We start from the raw sequence: 26,061 nt of genomic DNA, 5'->3' as shown, positions 1-26,061 counted from the left end.
CGCACCGCTCGCGGAACTTGGTGAGGGGCACCCTGTACCCCGCAACGTGGTACAGGGTGCCCCTCACTCAGCTCCCGATCGGGTGAGCCGCGGTCCTAGAGGGCGCGCAGGGCTTCGCGCACGTGCCCGCCCGCCACCGCCAGCGCCGCCGCCGCGCGCTCCACGTCGGCGCCGCTGAGCAGGTGCACCAGCGCGGTCTTGAGGTCGCCGTCGGCGTCGGCCAGCGCCTCGGCGCAGCGCTGCTCGTCGGCGCCGGTGGCTTCGCTGAGGATGCTGATGGTGCGCCCGCGCAGCTTCGCGTTGGTCGCCACCATGCTGACCATCAGGTTGGAGTAGGTGCGCCCGAGCCGGACCATCACGGCGGTGGAGAAGGAGGTGAGCACCAGCTTCTGCGCGGTGCCCGCCTTCATCCGGGTCGAGCCGGTGATCGGTTCGGGTCCGGTGTCCACCGCGACCAGCACGTCGGCCGGCTCGCCCGGCACGTCGGGGTTGGCGGTGACCAGCGCGGTCGCCGCCCCGATCCGGTGCGCCTCGGCCAGCGCCGAGAGCACGAACGGGGTCCGCCCGGAGGCGGCGAGCCCGAGCACGAAGTCGTCGGCGGTGACCTCCGCGCGGATCGCCTCCGCGCCGGACTCGTCCTCGGCGTTCTCCACGGCCTGCCGGAACGCCTCGGCGCCCCCGGCCTGGTGCGCGACCACCCAGCCGCGCGGCACGTTGAAGGTGGGGATCAGCTCGGCCGCGTCGAGCACCGCCAGCCGCCCCGAGGTGCCCGCGCCGACGTAGTGGATGCGCCCGCCGGAGCGCAGCGCGGCGACGGCGAGGTCGACGGCGCGGGCCAGCTCCGGCAGCACCTCGCCGACGGCGGTGGGCACGGTGCGGTCCTCGGCGTTGAGCAGCCGCAGCACGTCGAGGGTCGGCAGCAGGTCGATGTCGCGGGTCCGGGGGTTGGTGCGCTCGGTCGGTGCGTCGATGCGGGTCACCGGTTCCCCGGAGTCCTGCCCCATTCAGCTCTCCTTCTGGTGGCGTCGGCGGTCCGGGCGGGCGTCCAGCCGGTGCGTGCCGACGGCTTCGTAGGTCGCTTCGAGCGCGGCCTTGGTCTGCTCCAGGTGGTGTTGGGCGACCCCGATGAACAGGCAGTCCACCACGGTGAGCTGGCCGATGCGGCTGGCCATCGCCCCGGAGCGGTAGGTGGTCTCGCGGACCGCGGTGGTGAGCACGTGGTCGGCGATCTCGGTGATGGGGGAACGGGCGAAGTTGGTGATGGCGGCGGTGCCCGCCCCGCGCTTGCGGGCCTCCCGCAGCGCCTCGACGGTCTCGCCGGTGGCGCCGGTGTGCGAGATGCCGATCGCCACGTCGCCGGGGCGCAGCACGGCCGCCGAGGTCAGCGCGTTGTGGGTGTCGGCCCAGGCGAAGCAGGTGAGCCCGATGCGGTGCAGCTTCTGCTGGAGGTCCAGGGCGACGAAGGCGCTGGCGCCGACCCCGTAGACGTCGATCCGGCGGGCTTCGGCGACCGCGCCGACGAGCCGCTCCAGCACCTCCGCGTCGAGCTGCCCGGCGGTCTCCTCGACGGCCTTGGCGTCGGCGTAGCCGACCTTCTCGATGACCTGCGCGGTGCTGTCCTGCGGTCCGATGTCGCTGCCCAGCTCGCGGTCCCGGACGGAGGTGCGGGCGGTGTCGGCGGCCAGGGCGATCCGCAGGTCGGGGTAGCCGCCGACGCCGATCGCCTTGCAGAACCGGGTCACCGTGGTCTCGCTGGTGCCCGCGGCTTCGGCCACGTCGGTGATGCTGCGCCGCGCGATCGACGCGGGATCGGCCAGCACGATGCCCGCCACCCGCTGCTCGGCCCGCGCCAGCCCCGGCAGCAACGACCGGATCCGGACGAGCGGCCCGGCGGCATCGGAGCCGGATGCGTCAGTGGCCATGTGGGAAACTTACTAACCGTCGTATGTGCAGGTCAATGCACTTCATCCCGGAGTTCTCCCCACCCGGACGAGTGAAGGCTGTCACCTCTTCCGTCATACCAGCCCACCCGCCGCCACCGGGCTCCCCGGACCGGACCTGCGCACCGGCCACCCGCCCGACACGCCGACACCACCCCTTCGTGCCCTGGGTGAGGGGCACCTTCATCCGAGTAAGCCGGATGAGGGTGCCCCTCACTCGCGGGGCGTTCAGGTGACACCCGGTCCAGTTGGGGCGTGTCGTCCGGGATCGGGGCCGGTCAGCGGGGCACCGCGGTCCAGCCGTCGGGGTGCAGCGCGGCGTGCTCGCGTTCGCCGTCCAGCCTCGTCGCGTCCCGGTCCTGCGCCAGGATCCGGTCCACGTGGACCCCGCGCCCGACGTAGCGCCCGTCGGGGGCGTAGCGCCACCGCAGCCGGATCTGATCGCCCGGCCGCGCGGGCACCGTCGCGTGCACCCGCCACCAGGCGCGGTGCCCGGCCCCGGCCAGCGACGTCGGTTCCCCGCCCGGGGCGCCCGGCCCGTCGGGGCGCAGCGCCGCGGCCCGCCACGGTCCGCCGTTCGCGCTGTGCTCCAGGACCAGCGGGTCGGTGCCGTCGCCGTCGCGCTGGCTGTCCACGAAGGCGTCGAACGACACCCGCAGCGGCCCGGCCACCGGTCCGAGCGGATCGGTGGTCAGCGTCGCCGCGCGCGCCGGATCGGCGAACCACGAGGCGGAGCCCTTCGACGGCGGCACCGCCAGCGACCGGGCGAGCGCCTGGGCCAGCTCCTGCCGCGCCGGGTTGTTCGAGCCCCACTCCCGGGACGGGTGGACCCGGTTGGTCAGCAGCACCGCGATCGAGCGCGAAGCCGGGTCGAGCACCAGCGACGTCCCGGTGTAGCCGGTGTGCCCGGCGGTGCCCGGCGCGCTGAGCCCGGCCATGTACCAGCGCTGGTCCAGCTCGAACCCGAGACCGTGCGCGGCACCCGGGTCGAGCATCGACCGCACCCCGCGCTCGGACAGGACGCGCCGCCCGCCGTACTCGCCGCCGTTGAGGATCGCCTGCCCGAGCACGGCGAGGTCGTCGGCGGTGGAGAACAGGCCCGCGTGCCCGGCCACCCCGCCCAGCGACCAGGCGTTCTCGTCGTGGACCTCGCCGCGCACCATGCCGCGCGGCGGGTCGCTCTGGAACTCGGTAGCAGCGATCGGCAGCGACGGATCGGGGTTGTACCCGGTGGCGGTCATCCCGAGCGGGCCGGTGATCCGCTCCGCGACGTAGCGGTCCAGCGGCGTGCCGGAGGTGCGCTCGACCAGCAGCCCGAGCACGATCATGTTCGGGTCGGAGTAGGTGTAGTCGCCCGGCGGGCGTTCGGGGGCCAGTTCCAGCACGGCGGGGATCCGCCGCTCCGGCGGCAGCTCCCAGAGCCGGACGGTCGCCGGCAGCCCCGAGGTGTGGGTGAGCAGGTGCCGCACCGTGATGTCGCCCTTGCCACCGGCGGCGAACGCGGGCAGGTGCGCGGCGACCGGGTCGTCCAGCCGCACCGCCCCCGCCTCGACCTGCTGGAGCACGGCGATCGAGGTGAACAGCTTGGTGATCGAGGCGATGTCGAACCGGGTCTCCGGGGTCATTGGCACCTGCTGCCCGGGCGGCAGCTCGGTGCCCGCGCCGTCGGCGTAGCGCAGCGCGTGGCCGACGGCCCGCCGGTGCACCACCACGCCGTCGTGCGCGAGCAGGCTCACCGCGCCCGCGTACATCGGGTGCTCCCGGCCGGGCACCGACCCGGTCCAGCGCGCGATCCGCTCGGCCGCCGCCGCGATCGGCTCCGGGGCGAGCCCGACGTCGGTGGGCAGTCCGCCGCGCAGCTCCGCGTCGGCGAACGCGACCGCGGGCCGGTCGAACCGCCCCTGCTCGAACCCGCCGCCTGCCGCCGCCGAGGTCCCGGTCAGCGCGGCCACCGACACCGCGGCGAGCACCAGCATCGTCCTGCCCATCACGTCTCCTCCGAGCTCGTCGTGGTGCTCAGCGGTACAGCAGGTGCGGTTCCCGCTGGTCGCGGAAGTCGGCGAGCTCGTCCTGCCAGCTGCCGACGATCTCGGCGGTGCCCGCTCCGGCGTCGACCATCCGGCGCAGCCGGTCCGAGCCGAACAGCTTGTCGATCATCAGGTCCGGCCGCCAGCCGAAGACCTCGGGGTACCGGCGGCGCGCCGTCACCAGCATGGCCACCGCGACCCGGATCGGGTCCACCTCACCGGTGCGGTGCACCTGCACCCCGCCGCAGGTGGTGCCGGTGTGCTTGCCGAAGGTCGGCACGAAGTAGGTCTCCCGGAACCGCACCCCGGGCAGGTCGAGCGCGCCGAGGTCCGCCGCCCAGCGCCAGTCGATGCCCGGCGCCCCGATGGTCTCGAACGGCCGCGTCGTGCCCCGGCCCTCGGACAGCGCGGTGCCTTCGAACAGCGCGGTCCCCGGGTAGAGCGCCGCGGTGTCCGGCGTCGGCATGTTCGGGCTCGGCGGCACCCACGGCAGACCGGTCGCCGCCGTGCGCCGCCGCCAGCCCGCGACCCGCACCACGTCGAGCTCCGGCAGCGGGGCGGGCAGGTGGTCGTGCTCGAACAGCAGGGCCAGCTCGCCGACCGTCATGCCGTGCTGCTGCACGATCGGCAGCAGGCCGACGCCGGAGGTGAACCCGGGCAGCAGCCGGGGCCCGGCGGCGCGCGGTCCGACCGGGTTCGGCCGGTCCAGCACCGCGAAGCCGAGCCCGGCGCGCTGCGCGGCCTGCATCGCCCGGTACATCGTCCAGATGTAGGTGTAGAAGCGGGCGCCGACGTCGGCGATGTCGAACACCACCAGCTCCACGCCCGCGTCGCGGAACATCCGCGCCAGCTCGTCGGCCCCGGCGCCGTAGGCGTCGTACACCGGCAGGCCGGTGCGCGGATCGCGGTGGTCGCCCTCCGAACCGCCTGCCTGCGAGGTGCCCCGGAACCCGTGCTCGGGACCGAACACGGCCGCGATGTCCACCCCGTCGGCGTGCATCGCGTCGACCACGTGGTCCAGCGACGACAGCACGCCGGTCGGGTTCGTCAGCACGCCGATCCGGTGGCCCCGGAGCCGCCGCCACCCCTGCTCGGCCAGCACGTCGGCGCCGGAGCGCACGGGGGAGCCGTCGACCACCGGTGCGGCACCGACCACCCCGGCGGCGGGGGCGGCGACCGCGGCGGCGGCGAGGAACCCCCGCCGGGACACGCTCACCAGGTCAGCCCGTGGCCGAACGGGTACCGGTCCTGGCCGGGACGGCCGGGGTCGGGCACCGAGACGGGCAGCGCACCGGTCGGCGCGATCTCGCCGAACAGCACCTTGGCCAGCGATTCCATCGCCACCGCCTGGTCCGAGTAGGTGGCCAGCCAGGTCGGCACCTCGACGTGCCCGGCGTCGTAGGCGTCGCGCACCGCGACCGCCACCACCGGGCGGCCCGCCTGCTGCAACGCCCGCACCAGGTCGAGCTGCGCGGCGTTCTCGGCGCTCCACGCGGCGTTGGTGAGCACCACGGTGAGGTCGTGCCGCCCGGCCGCGGCGACCGCCTCGTCGATCTGCTGCGGCGTCGGCCGCAACCCGGTGGGCAGCGCGGTGCTCCGCGACCCCCGCCGGTCGATCGACTCGGCCAGCGCGGCGGTCGCCCCGTCACCGGCCCCGGTGACCAGCAGCCGCGCCGGCGGCTGGGCCAGCGGCAGCACCCCCGCGTCGTTGCGCAGCAGGGTGGTGGAGCGGTCGGTGATCCGCTGCGCCTGGGCCAGGTGCTCCGGCGTGCCGACCGCGGAGCCCACCGCCGCCGGGTCGACGAACGGGTCGGCCAGCACCCCGCGCCGCTCCTTGAGCTCCAGGATGCGGGTGACGCTGCGGTCGATGCGCTCCTCGGTCAGCTCGCCGGTGCGCACCGCCGCCAGCACGCCGTCGATGGCGGCCCGCACGTCGAACGGCATCAGCATCATGTCCACCCCGGCCTTGAGCGCCAGCACCGGGATGCGGGCGTCCGGGTGCTGCTGGCGGACGCCGTCCATCTTGAGCGAGTCGGTGAACACCACGCCCTGGAACCCGAGTTCCTGCCGCAGCATCCCGGTGATCACGTTCGGCGACAGCGTGGCGGGTTCCCCGGAGTCGTCGAGCTTGGGCACCTCGATGTGCCCGGTCATCACGGAGTCCACCCCTTCGGCGATGGCCGCCTGGAACGGGGGCGCGTCGAGCCGCTCCCACTGCTGCCGGTCGTGGTCGATCACCGGCAGGTCGGTGTGGCTGTCGGTGCTGGTGTCGCCGTGCCCGGGGAAGTGCTTGACCGAGGCGGAGACGGCGAGATCCGCCGCGGCCGAGTCCTCGTAGCCGCGGACCTGCGCGGCGGTGAGCTCGGCCGCCAGGGTCGGGTCCGAGGAGAAGGAGCGGACCCCGATCACCGGGTTCGCCGGGTCGACGTTGACGTCCCCGCTCGGCGCGAAGTTCTGGTTCAGGCCCATCGCCCGCAGCTCGCGGCCGGTGATGGCGGCGGCGAGCTCGGCGTCGGCGGGGCTGCGGGTGGCGCCGAGCGCCATGTTGCCGGGGAACTGGGTCGCGGGTTCGCCGATCCGGGTGACGAGCCCCTGTTCCTGGTCGGTCCCGATCAGCAGCGGCACGCCGGCGCCGGAGGACAGCGCCGCCTGCTGCAACCCGTTGGACAGCTCCGCGATCTGCCTCGGCTCGTGCAGGCTGTCGGTCCAGGTGAAGTGGATGATGCCGCCGAGGTGGTACTGCTGCACCACCTGCGCGGGGGTGTCCACGCCGAACTCCGCGCGGTTGCTGGGGTGCGCGGTGTCGGGCGTGCCCCCGTAGGCGTAGGTGACGAAGAGCTGGCCGACCTTCTCCTCCAGGGTCATCTTGGCGAGGGTGTCGGCGATGCCGGAGGGGCGTGGTGGTTCGGCTCCCGCGCCCGCGGTCAGCGCGGCGGAGGTGAGGGCGACGACGCCGAAGGTGGCGGCGGCGCGTCGCGGACGGTCGGATCGGGCCACGGTGGCCTCCTCGGGGGATTCCGCCACGTCGACGGGGAAGGTTCACCACGGAGGTGGTCGGCTTCGCAAGTTACCCACGTGGGAGGGGCCGGTCAACGCCGCCGATCGGCGTGCCCCGGGCGGAAATCCCCGGTCACCGACGGTGAGGGCGCCCGCCGACGGATCGGCGGGCGCCCTGCGTGGTCTCGCGCGAACTCCCGGGGTACCAGGCGTGCTCCTGTTGTCGTAACTTCCGGGCTAGGCGTCCGGCGTCCCGCGACGCAACCCTGTGCACGACTGCCTTATGTGCGGCTCCGCGTGGGTGTCCCGGAGTTCGCGCCCGGAGCCCGGTGCGGGGTGGACGACGCTTCTCCTCCGCGGCGTCCCTGGCCGACCGAGGTCCGTACCCCCTTTGTAGGCCGTGACGCGCGTCACCGCAAGGGTCCGGAACGGGGAATTCCTCAGCCGCGCCGCCGCCAGGCGCGGACCCCCCACCAGGCCGCGCCCGCCGCCGCGACGGCGCCCATCCCGACCCCGGCCGCGGTGACGGCGGCGCGCGAGGGGGTGGGGATCCGGGCCCGCAGCGAGACCGGGTGCTCGAAGGCCAGCGCGGGCCAGCCGCGCTGCACCGCCTCCCGCCGCAGCGCGCGGTCCGGGTTGACCACGGTGGGGTGGCCGACGCTCTCCAGCAGCGGCAGGTCGGTGATCGAGTCCGAGTAGGCGTGGCACCCGTCGAGGTCGTAGCCGTGCGCCGCGGCGAGTTCGCGGGCGGCGGTGGCCTTGTTGTCCGCCGAGCAGTAGAAGTCGAGCTCACCGGTGTAGCGGCCTTCGTGGACGACCATCCGGGTGCCCGCCCAGTGCGCGGCGCCGAGCAGCTTGGCGATCGGCGCGACGACCTCCTCCCCGGACGCGGAGAGCACGACGATGTCGTGGCCCTGCTCGCGGTGCTCGGCGATGAGCTGGGTGGCCTCCTTGTAGACCAGCGGGTCGACGATGTCGTGCAGCGTCTCCTCGACGATCGCGCCGACCTGGTCGACGTCCCACCCGGTGCACAGGGACGTGATGTGGGCGCGCATCCGGTCCATCTGGTCGGCGTCGGCCCCGGCCAGCATGAAGACGAACTGGGCGTAGGCGCTCTTGAGCACCGCCCGCCGGTTGATCAGTCCTTCCTGGAAGAACGGTCGGCTGAAGGCCAGCGTGCTGGACTTGGCGATGACCGTCTTGTCCAGGTCGAAGAACGCGGCCACCCGGCGTTCGGGGGATGCCGTCGGGTTCGCGGGCTCTGTCACGCCGCACAGCATACGAGCCGGGCGGCGCGGTGGTGTCGGCTCCGCGCCGGTGGCCGGCCGCGGAAGCGGCTGCCCATTTCGCGAATTGCGGCCCGGGGAAGACGATCGCGGCGTTAGGGTGAGAACGGTTCGGTTTTGTCCGGACCGTTCAGCTCACTCCCCCCGGAGCTGGACAAGACGACCCCCGCCCCTCCCCCTTGGCGGGGGTCGTCGCCTTTCCGGGCCGGTAAACGTGAATGTTTTTTGGATTGAGTTGTCCACAGGTGCCGGAGTTATCCACAGATTCTGGAATTGATCCTTGGCGGCGGGAGTGGACCGCGCCACTGTGGAAGAACAGCGCCATTCCCGCGAGGAAAGGGCGCGCGCGAGATTCCCGCTCACACCCCGAGGTACCGCCATGTCTTCCGCCCGTCCGCTCCTGGTCACCACCGATTCCGAACTCGCCGAGGACGTCTTCCGGCTGGCCGCCGCCGCGGGCGCCGAAGCCGAGCACGCCCGCGATCCCGCCGCGCTCGGCGGCGCCTGGCGCAGCGCCTCCGCGGTGTTGCTCGACGGCGCCGCGGCCGCGGCGGTCGCCGCGCTCGGACCGCCCCGAAGACGCGGCGTCCTGGTGCTCTGCCGGGGCCCGGCGGAGCAGCTCTGGCAGGCCGCCTTCGAACTCGGCGCCGAGCACGTCGTCCGCCTGCCCGAGGGCGAGCGGACGGTCATCGACTTCCTCGCCGAAGCCGCCGACGCGGCCCCGGCGCGGGACGGCCGGGTGCTCGCGGTGCTCGGCGGTCGCGGCGGCGCGGGCGCGTCCGTGCTGGCCGGGGCGGCGGCGGTCAGCGCCGCCCACCGGGGCGGCGGCGCGCTGCTCGTCGACTGCGACCCGTGGGGCGGTGGTCTCGACCTCGCGGTCGGTGCCGAGGGGACCGGCGGCCTGCGGTGGTCGGGCCTCGCGGTGCGGGCCGGACGGCTCGCGGCGGGCGCGCTGCACGAGGCCCTGCCCGGTCGGCGGGTCGGCGGCGGTTCCCTCGCGGTGCTCGCCTGCGATCGCGACGCGCCGTCGACCGGGCTGACCCCGCAGGCGGTCCGCGCGGTCCTGGAGGCCGGGCGCCGGGCCGGGGACACCGTGGTCTGCGACCTGCCCCGGGCCCCGTCCGAACCGGCCGCCGCCGCGCTGCGCCATGCCGACCTCGTCGTCCTGGTCGTGCCCGCCGAGGTCCGCGCCTGCGCGGCGGCGGCCCGGGTGCTCGCCTCGGTCCGCGAGATCACGGCGTGCCCGCTGCGCCTGGTGGTCCGGGGACCGGCGCCGGGCGGACTGCGCCCGTCGGACGTCGCCGCCGCCCTCGGCGTCCCCGCGCTGGCCCACCTGCGGCCGCACCCCGGCCTGCCCGGTGAGCTGGACCGGGGCGGGCTGCGGGCGGTCACCGGTCGCAGCGCACTCGGCCGGGTCGCGCACCGGCTGCTCGCCGAGCTCGACCGAGGCGACCCGGTCCGGGCCGAGGAGGTGGCGTGATGGACGGTGGACTGCTCGAACGGGTGCGGCACCGGCTGATCGGCAGCGGCACCATCGGCAGCAGCTCCGGACCGACCTCGGCCGCGCTGGCCACGGCGGTGCGGGAGGAGGCGGGCGGCCTGGTCGCCGACGCCGACGTGCTGGCGGCGGTCCGGATGGCCCAGCAGGAGTTCGTCGGCGCGGGGGTGCTCGACCCGCTGCTGCGCGACCCGGAGGTCGCCGACGTCCTGGTGACCGCGCCGGACGAGGTGTGGGTCGACCGCGGTGCCGGGCTGCGCCGGGCACCGGTGTCCTTCCCCGACGAGGAGGCGGTGCGCCGGCTCGCGCAACGGCTCGCACTCGCCAGCGGGCGGCGGCTCGACGACGCGCAACCGTGGGTCGACGCCTGGCTCCCGGGGGACGGGACCGGCTCGGCGGTGCGGCTGCACGCCGTGCTGCCGCCGGTGGCCGACCGGGGGACCTGCGTCTCGCTGCGGGTGCTGCGCCCGGCCGCGCACGACCTCGACTCGCTGCGCCGCGCCGGTGCCTTCGACGACGAGATCGCCCGGACCCTGCGCGCCGTCGTGGCGGCTCGGCTGGCGTTCCTCGTGGTGGGCGGCACGGCGACGGGGAAGACCACGCTCCTCGCCGCGCTGCTCGGCGCCGTCGACGCCCGGGAGCGGATCGTCTGCGTCGAGGAGGCGGCCGAACTGCACCCCCGGCACCCGCACGTCGTCCGGCTGCTCACCCGGCCGCCCAACGTCGAGGGCGTGGGCGAGGTCCGGGTGCGCGACCTGGTCCGGCAGGCGCTGCGGATGCGTCCCGACCGGCTCGTCGTCGGGGAGGTCCGGGGGCCGGAGGTCTGCGAACTCCTGGCCGCCCTGAACACCGGCCACGACGGCGGGTGCGGCACCCTGCACGCCAACTCGCCGCGCGAGGTCCCCGCCCGGGTGGAGGCGCTGGCCGCCCTCGGCGGGCTGCCCCGGGACGCGCTGCACAGCCAGCTCGCGGCGGCGGTGCAGGTCGTCCTGCACACCGGGCGCAGCCCGGGGCGCGGGCGACGGCTGCTCGGCATCGGCCTCCTCCGCCGCGAGGACGACCTGGTCCGGGTGCACCCGATCTGGGAAGCCGACCGGGGGTGGGGTCCGGCGCGCGCGGAGTTCGTGGCGCTGCTGGAGTCGCGCGGAGGTGTCCCGTGCTGATCACCACGGCGAGCTGCCTCGCGCTCGCCCTGCTGTGCTGGCCGGACCTGCGGGCTCGGGACCGCCTCGCCGCCACCGGGTCCGGCGCGACCGGCCCCGGCCGCCCGGCCGTCCCCCTGCTGCGGTGGGCGCCGATCCCGGTCGCGGCGGTGCTGGGGTTCCTGCTGCTCGGCCCCGCGGGCGCGGTCGCCGCGCTGCTGCTCGGCGCGCTCGCCCGGCGGTACGCGCGGTCGCGCCGGGGCATCCGCCGCCGGCTGGAATTGGCCGACGAGCTCACCGCGGGCCTGCGCCTGCTGGTCGCCCAACTGCGCGCCGGGGCGCATCCCGCGGTGGCCGCCGACGGGGCCGCCCAGGAGTCGGGCCCGGCGGTCGGCGCCGCGTTCCGGGCCATGTCCACCGCCGCCCGGTGGGGCGGGGACGTCCCCGAGGCGCTCGTCGAATCCGGCGCCCCGACCGGGCTCACCGCCCCGCTGGCGCGGCTGTCCCGCGCGTGGGCGCTGGCCGATCGGCACGGCGTGGCGCTGGCCGAGCTCGTCGACGCGGTGCGGCGGGACGTCGATCGGCGGGCGGCGTTCCGCCGCGAGGTGGAGGCCGAGCTCGCCGGGCCGAGGTCGACGGCCGCGGTGCTCACCGCGCTGCCGGTGGTCGGCCTGGCGCTCGGCGAGGCCGTCGGGACCGCCCCGCTCGCCGTCCTCGGCGACGGCCTTTCCGGGCAGCTCCTGCTGCTTACCGGCGCTGGGCTGCTCGCGGCCGGGATCGCCTGGACCACGCGCTTGACCGAGGCGGTGGTGCCGCCGTGATCACCTGGTCCTTGCTCCTCGCGGCGGGTGCGCTCCTGGTCCTGCCCGCCGCCCCGGCGCGGAACCGGTTGCGGGCGCTGGGAGTGGACGGCCGCGGCCCGGCAGCGGCGGTCCCGGTGCGGGGAGCGCCCCGACCGGCGCTGTGCTGGCTCGCGGTCGCCGCCTCGGGAGCCGCCGCGGCCGTCCTCGTCGACCTCGTGGCCGGACTGGGCGTCGGTGCCTGCGGTGCCGTCGCGGCGCGCTGGTGGGCCGGACGAGCGACTCGCCGCGGCACCGATCCGCTGGCGCTCGCGGCGGCGTGGGACCTGCTCGCCGCCGGGATGCGCGCCGGGTTGCCGGTGCCCGTGGTGGTGCGCGCGGTCGCCGAGGAGCTCGCCGGATCCGCGCGGCGCCCGCTCCAGGAGGTCGCCGACCACCTGGCGCTGGGCACCGACGCGGTGCGGGCCTGGGCTCCGGCGCTGGCCGACCCGGACACCGCCGAGCTCGCCCGGGCGGCCCGGCGCACGGCGCGCACCGGCAGCGGTCTCGCCGAGGTCGCCGCGGAGCTCGCCGCCCGGGTCCGCGCGACGGCGGGGGAGCAAGCAAGAGCCCGGGCGCAGCGCACGTCGGTCTGGATCTCGGCGCCGCTGGGCCTGTGCTTCCTGCCCGCCTTCCTGTGCCTCGGTGTGCTGCCCGTCGTGCTCGGGATGGTGCTCCGCCTGGCCGATCACTGGTGACCGGGCACTCCGCGCTCGACCCCCGCACGGCGACCAGCCCGACCACGACGCACGACCCCGACGCCAGAGGGCCCGCCGACCGACGGCCCTGTCGGGTCCGACAACAGCACGTTCCCGACGACCGAGGAGGCACGACGTCCGGCTCCACCAGCGCACGTTCCCGACGACTGAGAAGCACGACGACCGACCGCCCTGTCCGGATCGACCGCAAGACGCCCTGTCCGCACGACTGATGACCCGCTCCGACCGACCGGTCCGGAGCAGGACGACCGCACCACGCCCGGCTGCACGACCGCGCTGGGCGCCGACGACCGAACGGAGAACACCATGACGAACACGACCACCACCCAGTCCGCGGCGGAACACCGACCGACCGAGCGGTGGACCGCGGCGTCCGGCGCATCGGAGGCGCGCCCGCCCGCGCTCCGCCCGGGCGGGGAGCCGCTCCCCGCATCGGGAGCACGGGAATCCGGAGCACCGGCGCCCGGAGCACCGGCGGCCGGAGCACCGGCGCCCGGACCGCTGGACGTCCGGCCGCTCGGGCGTGCCCGGGCCGTCCGCCGATGGCCGCCAGGACGGGGAACCGTCCACCGCCGAGCGGAACGCCGAGCAGCGCCGTGGCGGTGGGCGAACCACCTCCCGATCACGCTCCCGGGACGCCGGAGGGGGCTTCGCGACACCTCCGGCGCCGCATCCGGGGATGTCCGGCCGAGGGGTCGCAGCACGGCGACCGCGCGCGGCTCCGCCGATCATCGCGCCCTCCCGCGCCCGTGGCTCAACGCCGTCGGGCAGCGGCTCTGCGGGGTGGCGCGGGACGCGCTGCCGGTGCTCGGCCGCGGGGCCGCGATGCTGCTCGTGCTGCTGGTGCCGCCAGTGCCGGGCGGGCTGGGACCGCCCACCACCTCGTCCGTCACCACCGGAGGCGCACCGGTCGCGGTCGAACCGGTCCGGAAGCCGAGGATGCCGTCCGTGCGGCGGATCCGCGCCCTCCTGCGCGGTGACGGCGGGATGAGCACGGCGGAGTACGCGATGGGCACCGTCGCCGCGGTCGCCTTCGCCTCCGTCCTGTTCGCCGTGGTGACCAGCGATCCGGTCAAGGAGGCGCTCGCCGCCCTCATCAACCGGGCGCTCCAGGGCGGAGGTTCGTGATGCCGACGCTCGTCGCCCCGGCCGGAGCCGCCACCGCGCGCGGCGCACCGCGCCCGGGCCCGGCGCGCCGACCGCGGCCGAACCGCACGCCGAGCCGCACGGCGAGCGGCACGCCGCGCCGACCGCCGCCGGATCGATCCGCTGCACACCGATCCGCTGCGCACCGGTCCGCTGCGCACCGGTTCGTGCCCAGCCGCGCCGCGGCGCGAGCGGATCCGCGCGATGTCGACCGGCGGGAGCCGCCCGCCGATCGGGATCGCGGCGCGGTGACGGTGGAGGCGGCGATGGGCATCGCCACGGTGACCGTCGTGTTCGCCTTGCTGCTGGCCGGGATGGTGATGCTGGTCGGCCAGCTCCGCTGCACGGACGCGGCGGTCGAGGCGGCCCGGTTGCTCTCGCGCGGGGATCGTCCGGCGGCCGAGAGGGCGGTGCGGACGCTGGCTCCCGCCGGTGCCGCACTGCTGGTGCGCACCGAGGCCGATCGGGTCCACGTCGAGGTGGCGGTCCCGTTCCCCGGCGACCTGCTACCCGGGCGAACGCTCCACGCCACCGCCGTCGCGATCCTGGAACCCGGGGTGGCACCGGACTCCGAAGCCGCACCGGAAGCCGGGACCGCGTCGGAACCCGGGACCGCGCCGGAACCCGGAGCCGCACCGGAACCAGGGGTGGCACCGGAGGCCGGAGCCGTACCGGAACCCGGGACCGCTCCGGAAGCCGGGGGCGCGCCGTGAGCCGGGGCAGCCCCGCGACCCGAGTCGGCCCCACGAGCCCAGTCGGTGACGTGAGCCGGGGCTGCTCCGGAACCCGGGACCGCGCCCGAAGCCGCGCCGGAACCCGGGACCGCGCCGTGATCCGGCGCCGTGCGAGTGCTCGGGGCGGTGCCGTGAGCGGGGATCGGGGTGCGGCGACCGCGCTGTCGGCGGGCCTGTGCCTGGCTCTGGTGGTGGTCGGGTGGTTCGCGCTGCACTGGTGCGGCGCGCTGCTCGTCCGGCACCGGGCGGCCGGGGCGGCGGACCTCGCGGCGCTGGCCGCCGCCGCGCACGCGCCGCACGGCGCGGCGATCGCGTGCGGTCGGGCCGGTGAGGTGGCGCGCGGGATGGGCACCGCGGTGGTGTCCTGCACGATCACCGGACCGCACGCCCGGGTCGAGGTCCGGGCTCCGCCGCCGCCCGGACTGCCTGGCGCGGCGGTGGTGACGGCGCGCGCCCGCGCCGGGCCGGTCGTCGGGTGATCGGCCTGACGTCGTCGCTCACCGGGGCCGGAACCGCCGTTCGGCACGTTGATCTTTCGGCGGCTCTGTCCCCCCGGCTTCATTCGTCGCGGCTGGGCTACCGGTCGTCGACAGGGGGTGTACTCGGCGCGCCCTCGTGCCGTTGGTTGAGATGTGAGCGCGGGATGCCGAGGTCCGGTGACGACGAGGTCGGCGGACCGGGTGGCGGCCCCGAACCGCCACCGTCCGGCGCTCCCCAGGGAACAGGAGGCTGAAGCATCATGGACGGGTCGACGAGGGCGTCGAGCACCTTCCACGGCATTCCGGAGCACCCCGCCGGGCTCGGCAGCAGCCAGATCGAACTGCGCGTGCAGGCGATCGGCTTCGCCGCCCGGGGCTGGTCGGTGGTGCCCGGTACCTACCCCGAGGGTGACCGCTGGACCGGTCACCACGACGAAGGTCCGGTACCGGTCCACCCGGACTGGCGGACACGACCGACCGCGACCCCCGATCAGGTCGTGTCGTGGTGGTCCGAGCGGCCCTACAGCTTGCTCGTGGCCACCGGCGGAGCGGTCGAGGCGATCGAGGTCGACGCCGAGCTCGGCCGCCGCACGGCCCGGGTGATCCGGATGGTCGGCGCTCCGGTGCCGATCGTCGCCACACCGCGCGGGCGCTGGTACTTCCTGCACTCCGGCGGTCGGACGATGCTCCCCGAACTGGCCGACGTACCCGGAATCCGGTGGCACAGCACCGGAAGCTGGCTGCCCATGCCCCCGAGCGCCTTCCCCGGCGGTGCCGTGCACTGGCGGGTCGGGCTCGACGTGTGCGGCTGGCGACTGCCCAGCTCGGCCTACGTGCAGGACGCCCTGCGCGCGGGTCGGGGAAACTACGAGAACGTGGCGGAAGTCGTCGCGGCAGCCCGCTGAGGGCTGCTCGGCCGAGTTCGAGCGCGCGGGACCGGCACCGCGCCGGGTCCCCGGACGGACGGGCGGGACGCCCCTCGGGCACGTGGGTGCTCACGTCCCGGATCGTTCGCCGGCCCCAGCCGGTCCCGCACCGCTTCCCCCGAACACGGCCGAGAGCGCGTCGAGGACCGCCACCGCCCCCGCCTTGTCCAGCGGTTCGTTGCCGTTCCCGCACTTCGGCGACTGGACGCAGGACGGGCAGCCAGCCGGGCACTCGCAGGAAGCGATCGCTTCCCGCGTCGCGGCCAGCCAGGGGACCAGCGCGGCGTAGCCGCGATCGGCGAATCCGGACCCTCCCGGATGACCGTCGTGCACGAACACCGTTGCCTCCCCGGTGTCGGCGTGCACGGCGGTGGAGACCCCGCCGATGTCCCACCTGTCGCAGGTCGCGAACAGCGGTAGCAGGCCGATCGCCGCGTGCTCGGCGGCATGCAGCGCACCGGGGATGCGCGCCGGTTCCAGCCCGGCGCCCCCCGGTGCGCTGCCGTTGAGCAGCTCGTCGCTGATCGTGTACCAGACCGCCCGGGTCACCAGCGTCTGCGCGGGCAGGTCCAGCGCCACCTGGTCCAGGACCTCGCCCGTCGGCAGCTGCCGGAGGAACCCGACGACCTGCGAGGTCACCTCGACCTCGCCCAGGTTCACCGTCACGCCCGGCCCCGGATGCCACTGCTCGGCGGTGCGCAGCACCGCGATGTCCACGTCGCTGCGCGCCGAGGTGGTCCACTCCGGGCTCTCCGCGTGCACCAGCGCGAGCCCCGACTCCAGGTCCAGGTCGTCGACCACGAACGACTCGCCCCGGTGCAGGTGGACCGCTCCGGGGTGGATCGTCGCGCACGCCGAGTCCGGGTCCACCGTGCCGAGCAGCCGCCCCGAATCCCCTTCCACGACCGCGATCGGCGTCCCACCGGCACCGCGCAGCTCGACCGACCGGTGCGGGCGCTCCCGCTCGGTCCAGAACCAGCCGTGCGGGCGGCGGCGCAGCACGCCGTCGGCGGTGAGCGCCGCCACCGCCCGCCGCGCGGCGTCCCCGCCGAAGTCGTCGAAGCACGCCTCGGTGAGCGCCAGCTCGGCCGCGGCGCACGTCAGGTGCGGTTCCAGCACGTAGGGGTTGACCGGGTCGAGCACGGTGGCCTCCACCGGCCGGTCCAGCACCGCCGCCGGGTGGTGCACCAGGTAGGTGTCCAGCGGATCGTCCCGGGCGACGAACACGACCAGCGCCCCGGCGCCGTCCCGCCCGGCGCGTCCGGCCTGCTGCCAGAACGACGCCACGGTGCCCGGGTAGCCGGCGACGACCACCGCGTCGAGCCCGGCGATGTCCACGCCGAGCTCCAGCGCGTTCGTGGTGGCCACCGCGCGCAGTTCGCCGGACAGCAGCGCGCGTTCCAGTTCCCGCCGGTCCTCCGGCAGGTACCCGCCCCGGTAGGCGGCGACCTTGTCCACCAAGGACTCGTCCACTTCGGACAGCGCGCGGCGGGCGGTCAGCGCGGCCACCTCGACGCCCCGGCGGGAGCGGAGGAACGCCAGCGTGCGGGCGTCCTCGACGACCAGGTCGGCGAGCAGCCGGGCGGTCTCGGCACCGGCCGAGCGGCGGATCGGGGCGCCGTTCTCCCCGGTGATCTCCCCGAGCAGCGGTGGTTCCCAGAACGCGACGCTGCGCGCGCCGCGCGGCGAGCCGTCCTCGATGATCGCCTCGCACGGCGCGCCGACGAGCCGTTCGCCGAGCTCCGCCGGGTCGGCGACGGTGGCCGAGGCGAGCACGAACACCGGGTCGGCGCCGTAGTGCCGGGCGATTCGGCGCAACCGGCGCAGCAGCAGCGCCACGTGCGAGCCGAACACGCCCCGGTAGGTGTGGCACTCGTCGACCACCACGTGCGTCAGCCGCCGGAAGAACCGCGCCCAGCGGGCGTGCCCGGGCAGCACGCCGAAGTGCAGCATGTCCGGGTTGGTGAACAGCCAGCGGCCGTGCGCGCGCGCCCAGTCGCGCTCGGCCCGCGGGGTGTCGCCGTCGTAGGCGGCGGCGCGCACCTCGCGGAACCCCAGCTCCTCCACCGTGCGCAGTTGGTCGGCGGCCAGCGCCTTGGTGGGGGAGAGGTACAGCGCGGTGGCGCGCGGGTCGTCGAGCAGCCGTGCCAGCACCGGGAGCTGGTAGGCCAGCGACTTGCCGGAGGCGGTCCCGGTGGCGACGACGACGTGGCGACCGGCATGCGCGGCTTCGGCACCGGCGGCCTGGTGGCTCCACGGGCGTTCGGCCCCGCGCTTGCGCAGCTCCTCGACCAGCGGCTCCGGCGCCCATTCCGGCCAGTCGGCGGTGCGCCCGGCGTTGCCGGGCAGGTGGGCGGCGTGGCGCAGCGGCGTCTCACCGGCCGCGACCCCGGCCAGCACCCGGTCGAGCAGCCGTCGCCCCTTGCCCGGGCGCCCGGTGTCCGAATGCCCGGTGTCCGAATGCCCGGGACTCGGACTCCGGGGGCTCGGACTCCCGGGGCTCGGACTCCCGGGGCTCGGCTGCCCGGCGCCCGGCTGGTCGGCGCTCGGACGGTCGGCGCCCTGGTCCGCTGCGGTCACCGATCGAGCGTCGCACAGGCGCGCGAAAGCCCTGCTGAGGGTGCCCCCACGTCGGCATGTCCGCTCGCTGTCGTCCGATCGGGCGGATTCGAGCGGCCGGGTGGCGGCCCCGCGGTCCGGCGGCTCGGACGCCTTTTCGTCGCGGAGCGCGATCCCTCTACCTCACGTCACCCATTCGGGCCAAATCAAGAAGGACTCCTTTGGGTGATCAAGTAGTCGGATGAATCGATCAACCCATAACAAAAGCCCACGTCGTCACGAGGTGCGTATCACACCGTGAAGTAAGCCACTCGTGGCCTGAATAGACTGCGCGGCCACGACGTCGTCATGGGTGGCCGCGGTCACCCCGGGCGAGGCCGTACCGCGCGTCGTCGGCCCGCCGACGGCCTTGAAACGAGCACAAACCTGGAGGACGGATGTCCCTGCTCACCCCGGTCCAGCACGGCTGGGCCCAGGGCGCTGCACCGCCGGGCTCGACCCGGATGGACCTCGCCCAGCACGTCACCGGCATCGAGCTCGGCGGCGCCGACTACGCGGTGGTCGGCGTGGTCATGGTGATCGCACTGGCGGCGCTGGCGTTCGGCTACGTCCTGATCAAGGAGGTGCTCGCCGCCGGGCAGGGCACCTCCTCGATGAAGGACATCGCCAAGGCGGTGCAGGAAGGTGCCTCGGCCTACCTGAACCGGCAGTTCCGGACCTTGACGATCTTCGCCGTCGCGGTGTTCCTGGTGCTGTTCGCGCTGCCCGCCGAGAACACCGGGGAGCGCATCGGCCGCTCGATCTTCTTCCTGTTCGGCGCGGCCTTCTCGGCGGCCATCGGCTACCTCGGCATGTGGTTGTCGACCCGGGCGAACGTGCGGGTCGCCGCCGCGGCCCGGGAGTCCGCGGGCGGCCGGGAGAAGGCGATGCGGGTCGCCTTCCGCACCGGTGGGGTGGTCGGCATGACCACGGTCGGCCTGGGCCTGTTCGGCGCGGCGCTGGTGGTGCTGGTCTACGCGGGCGGAGCGCCGCGGGTGCTGGAGGGCTTCGGCTTCGGCGCCGCGCTGCTGGCGATGTTCATGCGGGTCGGCGGCGGCATCTTCACCAAGGCCGCCGACGTGGGCGCCGACCTGGTGGGCAAGGTCGAGCAGAACATCCCCGAGGACGACCCGCGCAACGCCGCGACGATCGCCGACAACGTGGGCGACAACGTCGGCGACTGCGCGGGCATGGCGGCGGACCTGTTCGAGTCCTACGCGGTGACGCTGGTGGCCTCGCTGATCCTGGGCACCGCCGCGTTCGGCGCGCACGGCCTGCTGTTCCCGCTGATCGTGCCCGCGATCGGCGTGGTGACCGCGGTGATCGGCGTCTACATCACCAAGGCCCGCGCGGGCGAGAGCGCGCTGACCGCGATCAACCGGTCGTTCTACATCTCGGCCGGGATCTCGGCGGTGCTCTGCGCGGCCGCCGCGGTGATCTACCTGCCCAGCTCGTTCGCCTCGCTCACCGGCGTCTCCGAGGAGATCCGCCGGACCGAGGGCAGCCCGGCGCTGATCGCGCTGGTCGCGGTGATCATCGGCATCCTGCTCGCGGTGGTGATCCTCAAGCTGACCGGCTACTTCACCGCCACCGAGCACCGCCCGGTGCGCGACGTCGGGAAGTCCTCGCTGACCGGGGCGGCCACGGTGATCCTGTCCGGGCTGTCGGTCGGCTTCGAGTCGGCCGTGTTCACCGCGCTGATCATCGGGGCGGCCGTGTACGGCGCGTTCCTGCTGTCCGGTTCGCTGGCGGTGGCGCTGTTCGCCATCGCGCTGGCCGGCTGCGGGTTGCTGACCACCGTCGGCGTGATCGTCGCGATGGACACCTTCGGCCCGGTCAGCGACAACGCGCAGGGCATCGCCGAGATGTCCGGCGACGTCGAGGGCGAGGGCGCGAAGGTCCTCACCGAGCTGGACGCGGTCGGCAACACCACCAAGGCGATCACCAAGGGCATCGCGATCGCCACCGCGGTGCTGGCCGCGACCGCGCTGTTCGGCTCCTACACCGACGCGATCGGGCAGGCGCTGACCGGCATCGCGGGCGGGCTCGCCGTGGACGAGTACTTCGTCTACGCGCCGGACGTCCTGGTCGGCGTGGTCATCGGCGCCTCCGTGGTGTTCCTGTTCTCCGGGTTGGCGATCAACGCGGTGTCCCGCGCCGCCGGTGCGGTGGTCTACGAGGTGCGCCGCCAGTTCACCACCAGCCCGGGGATCATGGACGGCTCGGTGCGGCCGGAGTACGGCCGGGTGGTGGACATCTGCACCCGCGACTCGCTGCGCGAGCTGGCCACGCCGGGGCTGCTCGCGGTGCTGGCGCCGATCGCGGTGGGCTTCGGCCTCGGCGTCGGTCCGCTGGCCGGGTACCTGGCCGGGGCGATCGCGACCGGCACCCTGATGGCCATCTTCCTGGCCAACTCGGGCGGTGCCTGGGACAACTCGAAGAAGCTCGTCGAGGACGGCCACCACGGCGGGAAGGGCTCGGAGGCGCACTCCGCCACGGTCATCGGCGACACCGTCGGCGACCCGTTCAAGGACACCGCCGGTCCGGCGATCAACCCGCTGCTGAAGGTGATGAACCTGGTGTCGGTGCTGATCGCCCCCGCGGTGGTGGCGCTGACCGTTCCCGACGACGTGCCGCGCGGCATCTCGGCCGGGATCGCGGTGGCCGCCGTGCTGGTGATCGTCGGCGCCATCGTGGTGTCGAAGCGGCGCAGCACCGCCATCGCGGAATCGCCGAGCGAGGACAAGATGGTCAACGGATCGGCGTGATCGCCGGTGCGCGCGGTGGGGCATCCGGGTCCGCCCGGGTGCCCCACCGCCGTCCGCGGCGGGCATACCCCGGGAGGGAACCGTCCGGTGCGGGTTGCGGGAGAGTCGGCGGTCCCGGACCGTCCGGGTGTCGCACTCAGGCACAGGAGGATGCATGAAGTTCCGTTCGGCGTCCGTCGTCGTGCTCGCCGCGGTCCCGCTCGCGCTCGCCGGATGCGCCGGTGGCGGGGAGCAGGCCGCGCCACCGCCCCAGCAGCAGCCGCCCCAGCAGCAGCAACAGCCCGGTCCCCAGGCGGCGGCTCCGGAGGACGTCGCGTGGACCGGCAAGCTCTGCGGCCTGGTCGGTGGTTTCACCGCATCGCAGCAGCAGCTCCCCGGCGTGGACCGCTCCAGCACCGGCAAGTTCAAGCAGTCGGTGATCAGCCAGATCGACACCGCCGCCACCAATGCCGACGAGACGCTGCGCGGCATCCGCGAGCTGGGTCCGACGCCGGTCGCCGGTGCCGAGAAGCTCGGCGGTTCCTTCGAGCAGGGCTTCGTCCAGGCCCGCGACATCCTGCTCAGCGCCAAGCAGAAGGCGGAAGGGGTCGACGCGAGCAACCAGCAGGCGTTCCAGGCCGGGATGGGCGAGGTGCAGGCCGAGCTGGCCAAGGGCGAGAAGCTCCAGCTCGCCGCCGAGGCGCACCAGTTCGAGACCAACCCGGAGCTCAAGGCCGCCGCCGAGCAGGCCCCCGAATGCGCCGCGCTGGTCCAGCCGCCCCCGCAGCAACCCCCGCAACCGCAGCAACCCCCGCAGCAACCGCAGCAACCGCCGCGGTGACGCCGAGCGGTGCGAGGACCACCCGGCCCTCGCACCGCCAAGCGGCGAAGCCACGCACGCACCAAACCCGACCACCGCCAGGCAAGCGGCGAAAGCCGCTTCCAGCCGAACCCGCCAGGCTCACCCGACCCCCGTCAGGCAAGCGGCGAGAGCCGCTTCCGCCTTGCCCCGCCCTCGCAACTGGCACCGCCGCGGGTTCTCAGCGGTCTTCTCGCGAGGACGCCCTGACGCTGTGTACGCGCTTGTACATGAGGAAGGGCGCCCGGAGCGAGAAGGCCGCTGAGGTTCCGCTACTGGCACCGCGACGCAAGACGAGTAAGCCACTAAAGCATGAATCCCCTGGTCAGGGTCGAACTGTTGTTCTAGCATTGGATTCCGTGGGCCAGATGTCCTTCTTCGCGGCCGAGGCCCGGACGCCCCGCGTGGTGGACCTCGCCGGACTGCTGTGCGGCCCGGGGCAGGCGGTGGCGTTCGGCCGGGGTGCGGCGGCCCGGGTCTCCGCGGTGCTCGACGCGGAGTGGCGGGTGCGGTCGCTGGTCCTGGCCTGCGCGGAGCGCGGGGTCGAGGCGGTGCCGGGGCGGTCCGACGAAGGTCGCCCGCTGGTCCGCACGGCCTTCCGCGCGGACCTCGCGCCGCTGGCCGCCCGGTGGCTGCGGGGCGCGGTGAAGGCGGTCCCGGCGGACTTCGTCCCGGACGGCTGGGCGCTGCGGCTGTGGGCGCTGGCCGCGGGCTGCGCCGACCCGGCGGGTTACCGGCTGGGCCTGGACCCGCACGCGCCGCAGACGCATCCGGCGCTGCTCGCGGCGCTGGACCGGTGCGGGCTGCCGGCGAAGGTCGTGGGCGAGCGGGCCGGGGGTCCGGCGCTGCGGGTGACCGGGCGGCGTCGGCTGGCCAGGCTGGCCGAACTGGTCGGTCCGATGCCCGATGGTGCGATCGAGCGAACGTGGCCGCTGGTCTCCTGACCAGGTTGACCCACGTCACGCCAGGTCACGCAACGGAACACGACCGTCACCCGATACGTTCGTTAGGGACGAGCGCTGCGAGTGCGGGCGTGTTGTGTGCCACCCTGTGCCTTCCCGGCTCGGTGAAATCGGACGAGCAGGGGGCACACTGAGGAACTTGGTGGCGGGCGCGGACCGGATGCCTCCACGAGAAGAGAGCGGGTAAGAGTGGCTGGGTCGACACGGACGAAGAAGAACGGCGGTACCGGCCGGGCTTCGGGTTCTGCTGCCTCGAACGGGGCGGGTGCCGGAGGTCGGCGCTTGGTGATCGTCGAGTCACCCGTCAAGGCCCGCAAGATCGCGTCCTTCCTGGGGTCCGACTACGTCGTGGAGTCCTCCCGGGGGCACATCCGCGACCTGCCGAGCAAGGCCGCGGAGATCCCGGCCAAGTACAAGGGCGAGTCGTGGGCCCGCCTCGGCGTCAACGTCGAGGCGGACTTCGAGCCGCTCTACCTGGTCCCCCCGGACAAGAAGCCGACCGTCACCGAGCTCAAGGACGCCCTCAAGGACGTCGACGAGCTCTACCTCGCCACGGACGGCGACCGCGAGGGCGAGGCGATCGCCTGGCACCTGATGGAGACGCTCAAGCCCAAGGTGCCGGTGCGGCGGATGGTGTTCCACGAGATCACCGAGTCCGCGATCCAGGCCGCCGCCGCGAACCCGCGCGACCTGGACCACGACCTCGTCGACGCGCAGGAGACCCGGCGCATCCTCGACCGCCTCTACGGCTACGAGGTCAGCCCGGTGCTGTGGAAGAAGGTCATGCCGAAGCTCTCGGCGGGCCGGGTGCAGTCCGTGGCGACCCGCGTGGTGGTGGAGCGCGAGCGGGAGCGGATCAAGTTCGTCACCGCCGACTACTGGGACATCTCGGCGACGATGGACGCCGGCGAGGACGCCGAACCGCGCCGCTTCGGCGCGCGGCTGGTCAGCGTGGACGGCGCGAAGCTCGCCACCGGCCGGGACTTCGGCCCGGACGGGCGGCTCAAGAGCGACGAGGTGCGGCTGCTCGACGAGACCGCGGCGCGCGCGCTGGCCGAGGGGCTCGCCGAGGCGCGGCTGCACGTCTCCAGCGTCGAGGAGAAGCCCTACACGCGGAAGCCCTACCCGCCGTTCATGACCTCCACGCTCCAGCAGGAGGCGGGCCGCAAGCTGCGCTTCTCCGCCGACCGGACGATGAAGACGGCGCAGCGGCTGTACGAGAACGGCTACATCACCTACATGCGGACCGACTCCACGACGCTGTCCGAGACGGCGTTGCTGGCGGCCCGCAACCAGGCCAGCGACCTCTACGGCGAGCGGTACCTGGAGCCGCAGCCGCGCCAGTACACCCGCAAGGTGAAGAACGCCCAGGAGGCGCACGAGGCGATCCGCCCGGCGGGGGAGAGCTTCCGGACGCCGGGCCAGGTGGCCGCCGAGCTGGACCGCGACGTCGACGGCTTCAAGCTCTACGAGCTGATCTGGCAGCGGACCATCGCCTCCCAGATGGCCAACGCCAAGGGCACCACGATGTCGGTGCGGATCACCGGCACCGCCGCCGACGGCCAGGAGTGCACGTTCGCCGCTTCGGGCCGCAGCATCACCTTCGCCGGGTTCCTCAAGGCCTACGTCGAGTCGGTGGACTCGGAGGCCGGCGGGGTGGCCGACGACGCGGAGTCGCGGCTGCCGCAGCTCGTGCAGGACCAGCCGATCACCGCGCCGGAGCTCTCGGCGGACGGCCACAGCACCAACCCGCCGCCCCGCTACACCGAGGCGAGCCTGGTCAAGACGCTGGAGGAGCTGGGCATCGGCCGCCCCTCCACCTACGCGTCGATCATCAGCACCGTGCAGGACCGCGGCTACGTGTGGCGGAAGGGTTCCGCGCTGGTCCCGTCCTGGGTGGCGTTCTCGGTGGTCGGGCTGCTGGAGAAGCACTTCGGCCGGTTGGTGGACTACGACTTCACCGCCGCGCTGGAGGACGAGCTGGACCGGATCGCCGAGGGCAGGCAGGAGCGCACCCGCTGGCTGTCCGGCTTCTACTTCGGCGGCGAGGTCGGGCCGGACGACTCGATCGGCCGTGCGGGCGGGTTGAAGAAGCTGGTCGGCTCCGGCGTCGAGGAGATCGACCCGCGCGAGATCAACTCGATCCCGATGTTCACCGACGAGGAGGACCGCACCGTCTACGTCCGCGTCGGCCGCTACGGGCCGTACCTGGAGCGGGCGCTGGCCGACGAGTCCTCGCAGCGGGCGAACCTGCCCGACGACCTGCCGCCGGACGAGCTCACCGTGCAGATCGCGGAGAAGCTGTTCGCCACCCCGATGGAGGGGCGCAGCCTGGGCACCGACCCGGAGACCGGGCACGAGGTGCTCGCCAAGGAAGGCCGCTTCGGCCCGTACGTCACCGAGGTGCTGCCCGAGGGCGACAAGTCCAAGCCGCGCACCGGCAGCCTGCTCAAGTCCATGTCGCTGGACACGATCACCCTCGACGACGCGCTGAGCCTGCTGTCGCTGCCGCGCACGGTGGGCACCGACCCGGAGTCGGGCGAGGACATCACCGCGCAGAACGGCCGCTACGGGCCGTACCTGAAGCGGGGGACCGACTCGCGCTCGCTGGAGACCGAGGAGCAGATCTTCACGATCACCCTCGACGAGGCGCTGAAGATCTACGCCCAGCCCAAGCAGCGCGGCAGGCGGGCCGCCGCGCCGCCGCTGCGCGAGCTGGGCGAGGCGCCGGACACCGGCAAGGCGCTGGTCATCAAGGACGGCCGCTTCGGCCCGTACGTCACCGACGGGGAGACCAACGCGTCGTTGCGCAAGGGCGACGCGGTGGATTCGCTGAGCATGGACCGCGCGGTGGAGCTGCTGGCCGAGCGCCGGGCCAAGGCCCCGGCGAAGAAGAAGGCGCCCGCCAAGAAGGCCCCGGCGAAGAAGTCCACCAGCACCAAGTCCACGAGCTCGAAGTCCACGAGCTCCAAGTCGACGGCGTCGAAGTCGACCTCCAAGTCGACCGGCTCGAAGTCCACGGGCTCCAAGTCGTCCGGCACCAAGTCGAAGGCCAGCTCGTCCAAGACCTCCTGACCGGTGAGCTTCGCCGAGTGAGGGGCACCCTCATCCGACTAAGGGGTCCTTTCAGAATGCGGCGGAGCCGCATGCGGTGAGGCACGC

At 74.4% G+C, this 26,061-nt stretch carries 19 protein-coding genes; 12 read left to right on the top strand and 7 right to left on the bottom strand.

All coding sequences use genetic code 11. From position 1 onward, the window contains the following. Positions 1-95: 95 nt before the first annotated feature. From ABD976_RS07100 to ABD976_RS07075, 6 genes are all read right to left on the bottom strand, one after another. Positions 96-1,004, bottom strand: coding sequence for an N-acetylmuramic acid 6-phosphate etherase (locus tag ABD976_RS07100; protein WP_345359119.1), 909 nt, complete (start codon positions 1,002-1,004; stop codon positions 96-98). Further along, positions 1,005-1,922 carry a MurR/RpiR family transcriptional regulator gene (locus ABD976_RS07095; protein WP_345359117.1) on the bottom strand — a complete coding sequence of 306 codons (918 nt, stop codon included), beginning with the start codon at positions 1,920-1,922 and terminating at the stop codon, positions 1,005-1,007. It lies immediately after the preceding gene. Positions 1,923-2,218: 296 nt separating this feature from the next. Next, a complete protein-coding gene (locus ABD976_RS07090) occupies positions 2,219-3,928 on the bottom strand; it encodes a serine hydrolase domain-containing protein (protein ID WP_345359114.1) in 1,710 nt (569 codons plus the stop codon). Positions 3,929-3,956: 28 nt separating this feature from the next. Then, the gene (locus ABD976_RS07085; protein WP_345359111.1) at positions 3,957-5,183 is read right to left on the bottom strand and encodes an exo-beta-N-acetylmuramidase NamZ family protein; all 1,227 of its coding nucleotides are present in this window, start codon (positions 5,181-5,183) and stop codon (positions 3,957-3,959) included. Further along, complete coding sequence (locus ABD976_RS07080) at positions 5,180-6,964, bottom strand: glycoside hydrolase family 3 protein (RefSeq protein WP_345359108.1); 1,785 nt, start codon at positions 6,962-6,964, stop codon at positions 5,180-5,182. Before ABD976_RS07080 ends, ABD976_RS07085 begins: the two co-directional genes overlap by 4 nt. 440 nt (positions 6,965-7,404) lie before the next feature. Beyond that, complete coding sequence (locus ABD976_RS07075; protein WP_345359105.1) at positions 7,405-8,244, bottom strand: HAD family hydrolase; 840 nt, start codon at positions 8,242-8,244, stop codon at positions 7,405-7,407. 385 nt (positions 8,245-8,629) lie between these two features. Here ABD976_RS07075 and ssd point away from each other — a divergent pair, with 385 nt between their 5' ends. The 8 genes from ssd (at position 8,630) to ABD976_RS07035 (ending at position 15,712) form a co-directional block, all read left to right on the top strand. Further along, complete coding sequence (gene ssd, locus ABD976_RS07070; protein ID WP_345359102.1) at positions 8,630-9,730, top strand: septum site-determining protein Ssd; 1,101 nt, start codon at positions 8,630-8,632, stop codon at positions 9,728-9,730. Continuing rightward, positions 9,730-10,911 carry a TadA family conjugal transfer-associated ATPase gene (locus ABD976_RS07065; protein WP_345359099.1) on the top strand — a complete coding sequence of 394 codons (1,182 nt, stop codon included), beginning with the start codon at positions 9,730-9,732 and terminating at the stop codon, positions 10,909-10,911. The genes ssd and ABD976_RS07065 overlap by 1 nt, the downstream gene beginning before the upstream one ends. Beyond that, positions 10,905-11,711, top strand: a complete 807-nt coding sequence (locus ABD976_RS07060; protein ID WP_345359096.1) for a type II secretion system F family protein — start codon at positions 10,905-10,907, stop codon at positions 11,709-11,711. Before ABD976_RS07065 ends, ABD976_RS07060 begins: the two co-directional genes overlap by 7 nt. Beyond that, positions 11,708-12,427 (top strand): type II secretion system F family protein, encoded by a 720-nt coding sequence (locus tag ABD976_RS07055; protein ID WP_345359093.1) that lies wholly within the window; start codon positions 11,708-11,710, stop codon positions 12,425-12,427. Before ABD976_RS07060 ends, ABD976_RS07055 begins: the two co-directional genes overlap by 4 nt. An 804-nt stretch (positions 12,428-13,231) precedes the next feature. After that, on the top strand, positions 13,232-13,576 hold the full coding sequence (locus ABD976_RS07050; RefSeq protein WP_345359090.1) for a DUF4244 domain-containing protein: 345 nt from the start codon (positions 13,232-13,234) through the stop codon (positions 13,574-13,576). A 284-nt stretch (positions 13,577-13,860) separates the two neighbouring features. After that, a complete protein-coding gene (locus ABD976_RS07045) occupies positions 13,861-14,307 on the top strand; it encodes a TadE family type IV pilus minor pilin (protein WP_345359087.1) in 447 nt (148 codons plus the stop codon). Between the two features lie 152 nt (positions 14,308-14,459). After that, positions 14,460-14,807: an Rv3654c family TadE-like protein gene (locus tag ABD976_RS07040; RefSeq protein ID WP_345359084.1), complete on the top strand. Its 348-nt coding sequence runs from the start codon at positions 14,460-14,462 to the stop codon at positions 14,805-14,807. A gap of 260 nt (positions 14,808-15,067) precedes the next feature. After that, a complete protein-coding gene (locus ABD976_RS07035) occupies positions 15,068-15,712 on the top strand; it encodes a bifunctional DNA primase/polymerase (protein WP_345359081.1) in 645 nt (214 codons plus the stop codon). A 90-nt stretch (positions 15,713-15,802) separates the two neighbouring features. Here ABD976_RS07035 and ABD976_RS07030 read toward each other — a convergent pair whose 3' ends face one another. Beyond that, positions 15,803-18,133 carry a DEAD/DEAH box helicase gene (locus ABD976_RS07030; protein WP_345360577.1) on the bottom strand — a complete coding sequence of 777 codons (2,331 nt, stop codon included), beginning with the start codon at positions 18,131-18,133 and terminating at the stop codon, positions 15,803-15,805. A gap of 662 nt (positions 18,134-18,795) precedes the next feature. On the opposite strand from ABD976_RS07030, the gene ABD976_RS07025 reads away from it, so the two are divergent. From ABD976_RS07025 to topA, 4 genes are all read left to right on the top strand, one after another. Beyond that, complete coding sequence (locus ABD976_RS07025; protein ID WP_369775037.1) at positions 18,796-21,099, top strand: sodium-translocating pyrophosphatase; 2,304 nt, start codon at positions 18,796-18,798, stop codon at positions 21,097-21,099. A 154-nt stretch (positions 21,100-21,253) separates the two neighbouring features. Then, on the top strand, positions 21,254-21,919 hold the full coding sequence (locus ABD976_RS07020; protein ID WP_345359075.1) for a hypothetical protein: 666 nt from the start codon (positions 21,254-21,256) through the stop codon (positions 21,917-21,919). Between the two features lie 377 nt (positions 21,920-22,296). Next, positions 22,297-22,881 carry a hypothetical protein gene (locus ABD976_RS07015; protein WP_345359072.1) on the top strand — a complete coding sequence of 195 codons (585 nt, stop codon included), beginning with the start codon at positions 22,297-22,299 and terminating at the stop codon, positions 22,879-22,881. A 207-nt stretch (positions 22,882-23,088) separates the two neighbouring features. Continuing rightward, the gene (gene topA, locus ABD976_RS07010; protein ID WP_369775029.1) at positions 23,089-25,974 is read left to right on the top strand and encodes a type I DNA topoisomerase; all 2,886 of its coding nucleotides are present in this window, start codon (positions 23,089-23,091) and stop codon (positions 25,972-25,974) included. The last annotated feature ends 87 nt before the right edge of the window (positions 25,975-26,061 follow it).

It is taken from the genome of Saccharopolyspora cebuensis (assembly GCF_039542665.1).
GTDB lineage: Bacteria > Actinomycetota > Actinomycetes > Mycobacteriales > Pseudonocardiaceae > Saccharopolyspora > Saccharopolyspora cebuensis.
The sequence above is the reverse complement of the archived record's forward strand: the minus strand, read 5'-3'. Positions and strand labels throughout refer to the sequence as shown.

Coding starts and splice junctions, on each gene's coding strand:
- ABD976_RS07025 (WP_369775037.1), top strand. CDS start 18,796: ATGGACCTCGCCCAGCACGTCACCGGCATCGAGCTCGGCGGCGCCGAC.
- ABD976_RS07090 (WP_345359114.1), bottom strand. CDS start 3,928: ATGGGCAGGACGATGCTGGTGCTCGCCGCGGTGTCGGTGGCCGCGCTG.
- ABD976_RS07035 (WP_345359081.1), top strand. CDS start 15,068: ATGGACGGGTCGACGAGGGCGTCGAGCACCTTCCACGGCATTCCGGAG.
- ABD976_RS07020 (WP_345359075.1), top strand. CDS start 21,254: ATGAAGTTCCGTTCGGCGTCCGTCGTCGTGCTCGCCGCGGTCCCGCTC.
- ABD976_RS07100 (WP_345359119.1), bottom strand. CDS start 1,004: ATGGGGCAGGACTCCGGGGAACCGGTGACCCGCATCGACGCACCGACC.
- ABD976_RS07045 (WP_345359087.1), top strand. CDS start 13,861: ATGGGCATCGCCACGGTGACCGTCGTGTTCGCCTTGCTGCTGGCCGGG.
- ABD976_RS07065 (WP_345359099.1), top strand. CDS start 9,730: ATGGACGGTGGACTGCTCGAACGGGTGCGGCACCGGCTGATCGGCAGC.
- ssd (WP_345359102.1), top strand. CDS start 8,630: ATGTCTTCCGCCCGTCCGCTCCTGGTCACCACCGATTCCGAACTCGCC.
- ABD976_RS07075 (WP_345359105.1), bottom strand. CDS start 8,244: ATGCTGTGCGGCGTGACAGAGCCCGCGAACCCGACGGCATCCCCCGAA.
- ABD976_RS07095 (WP_345359117.1), bottom strand. CDS start 1,922: ATGGCCACTGACGCATCCGGCTCCGATGCCGCCGGGCCGCTCGTCCGG.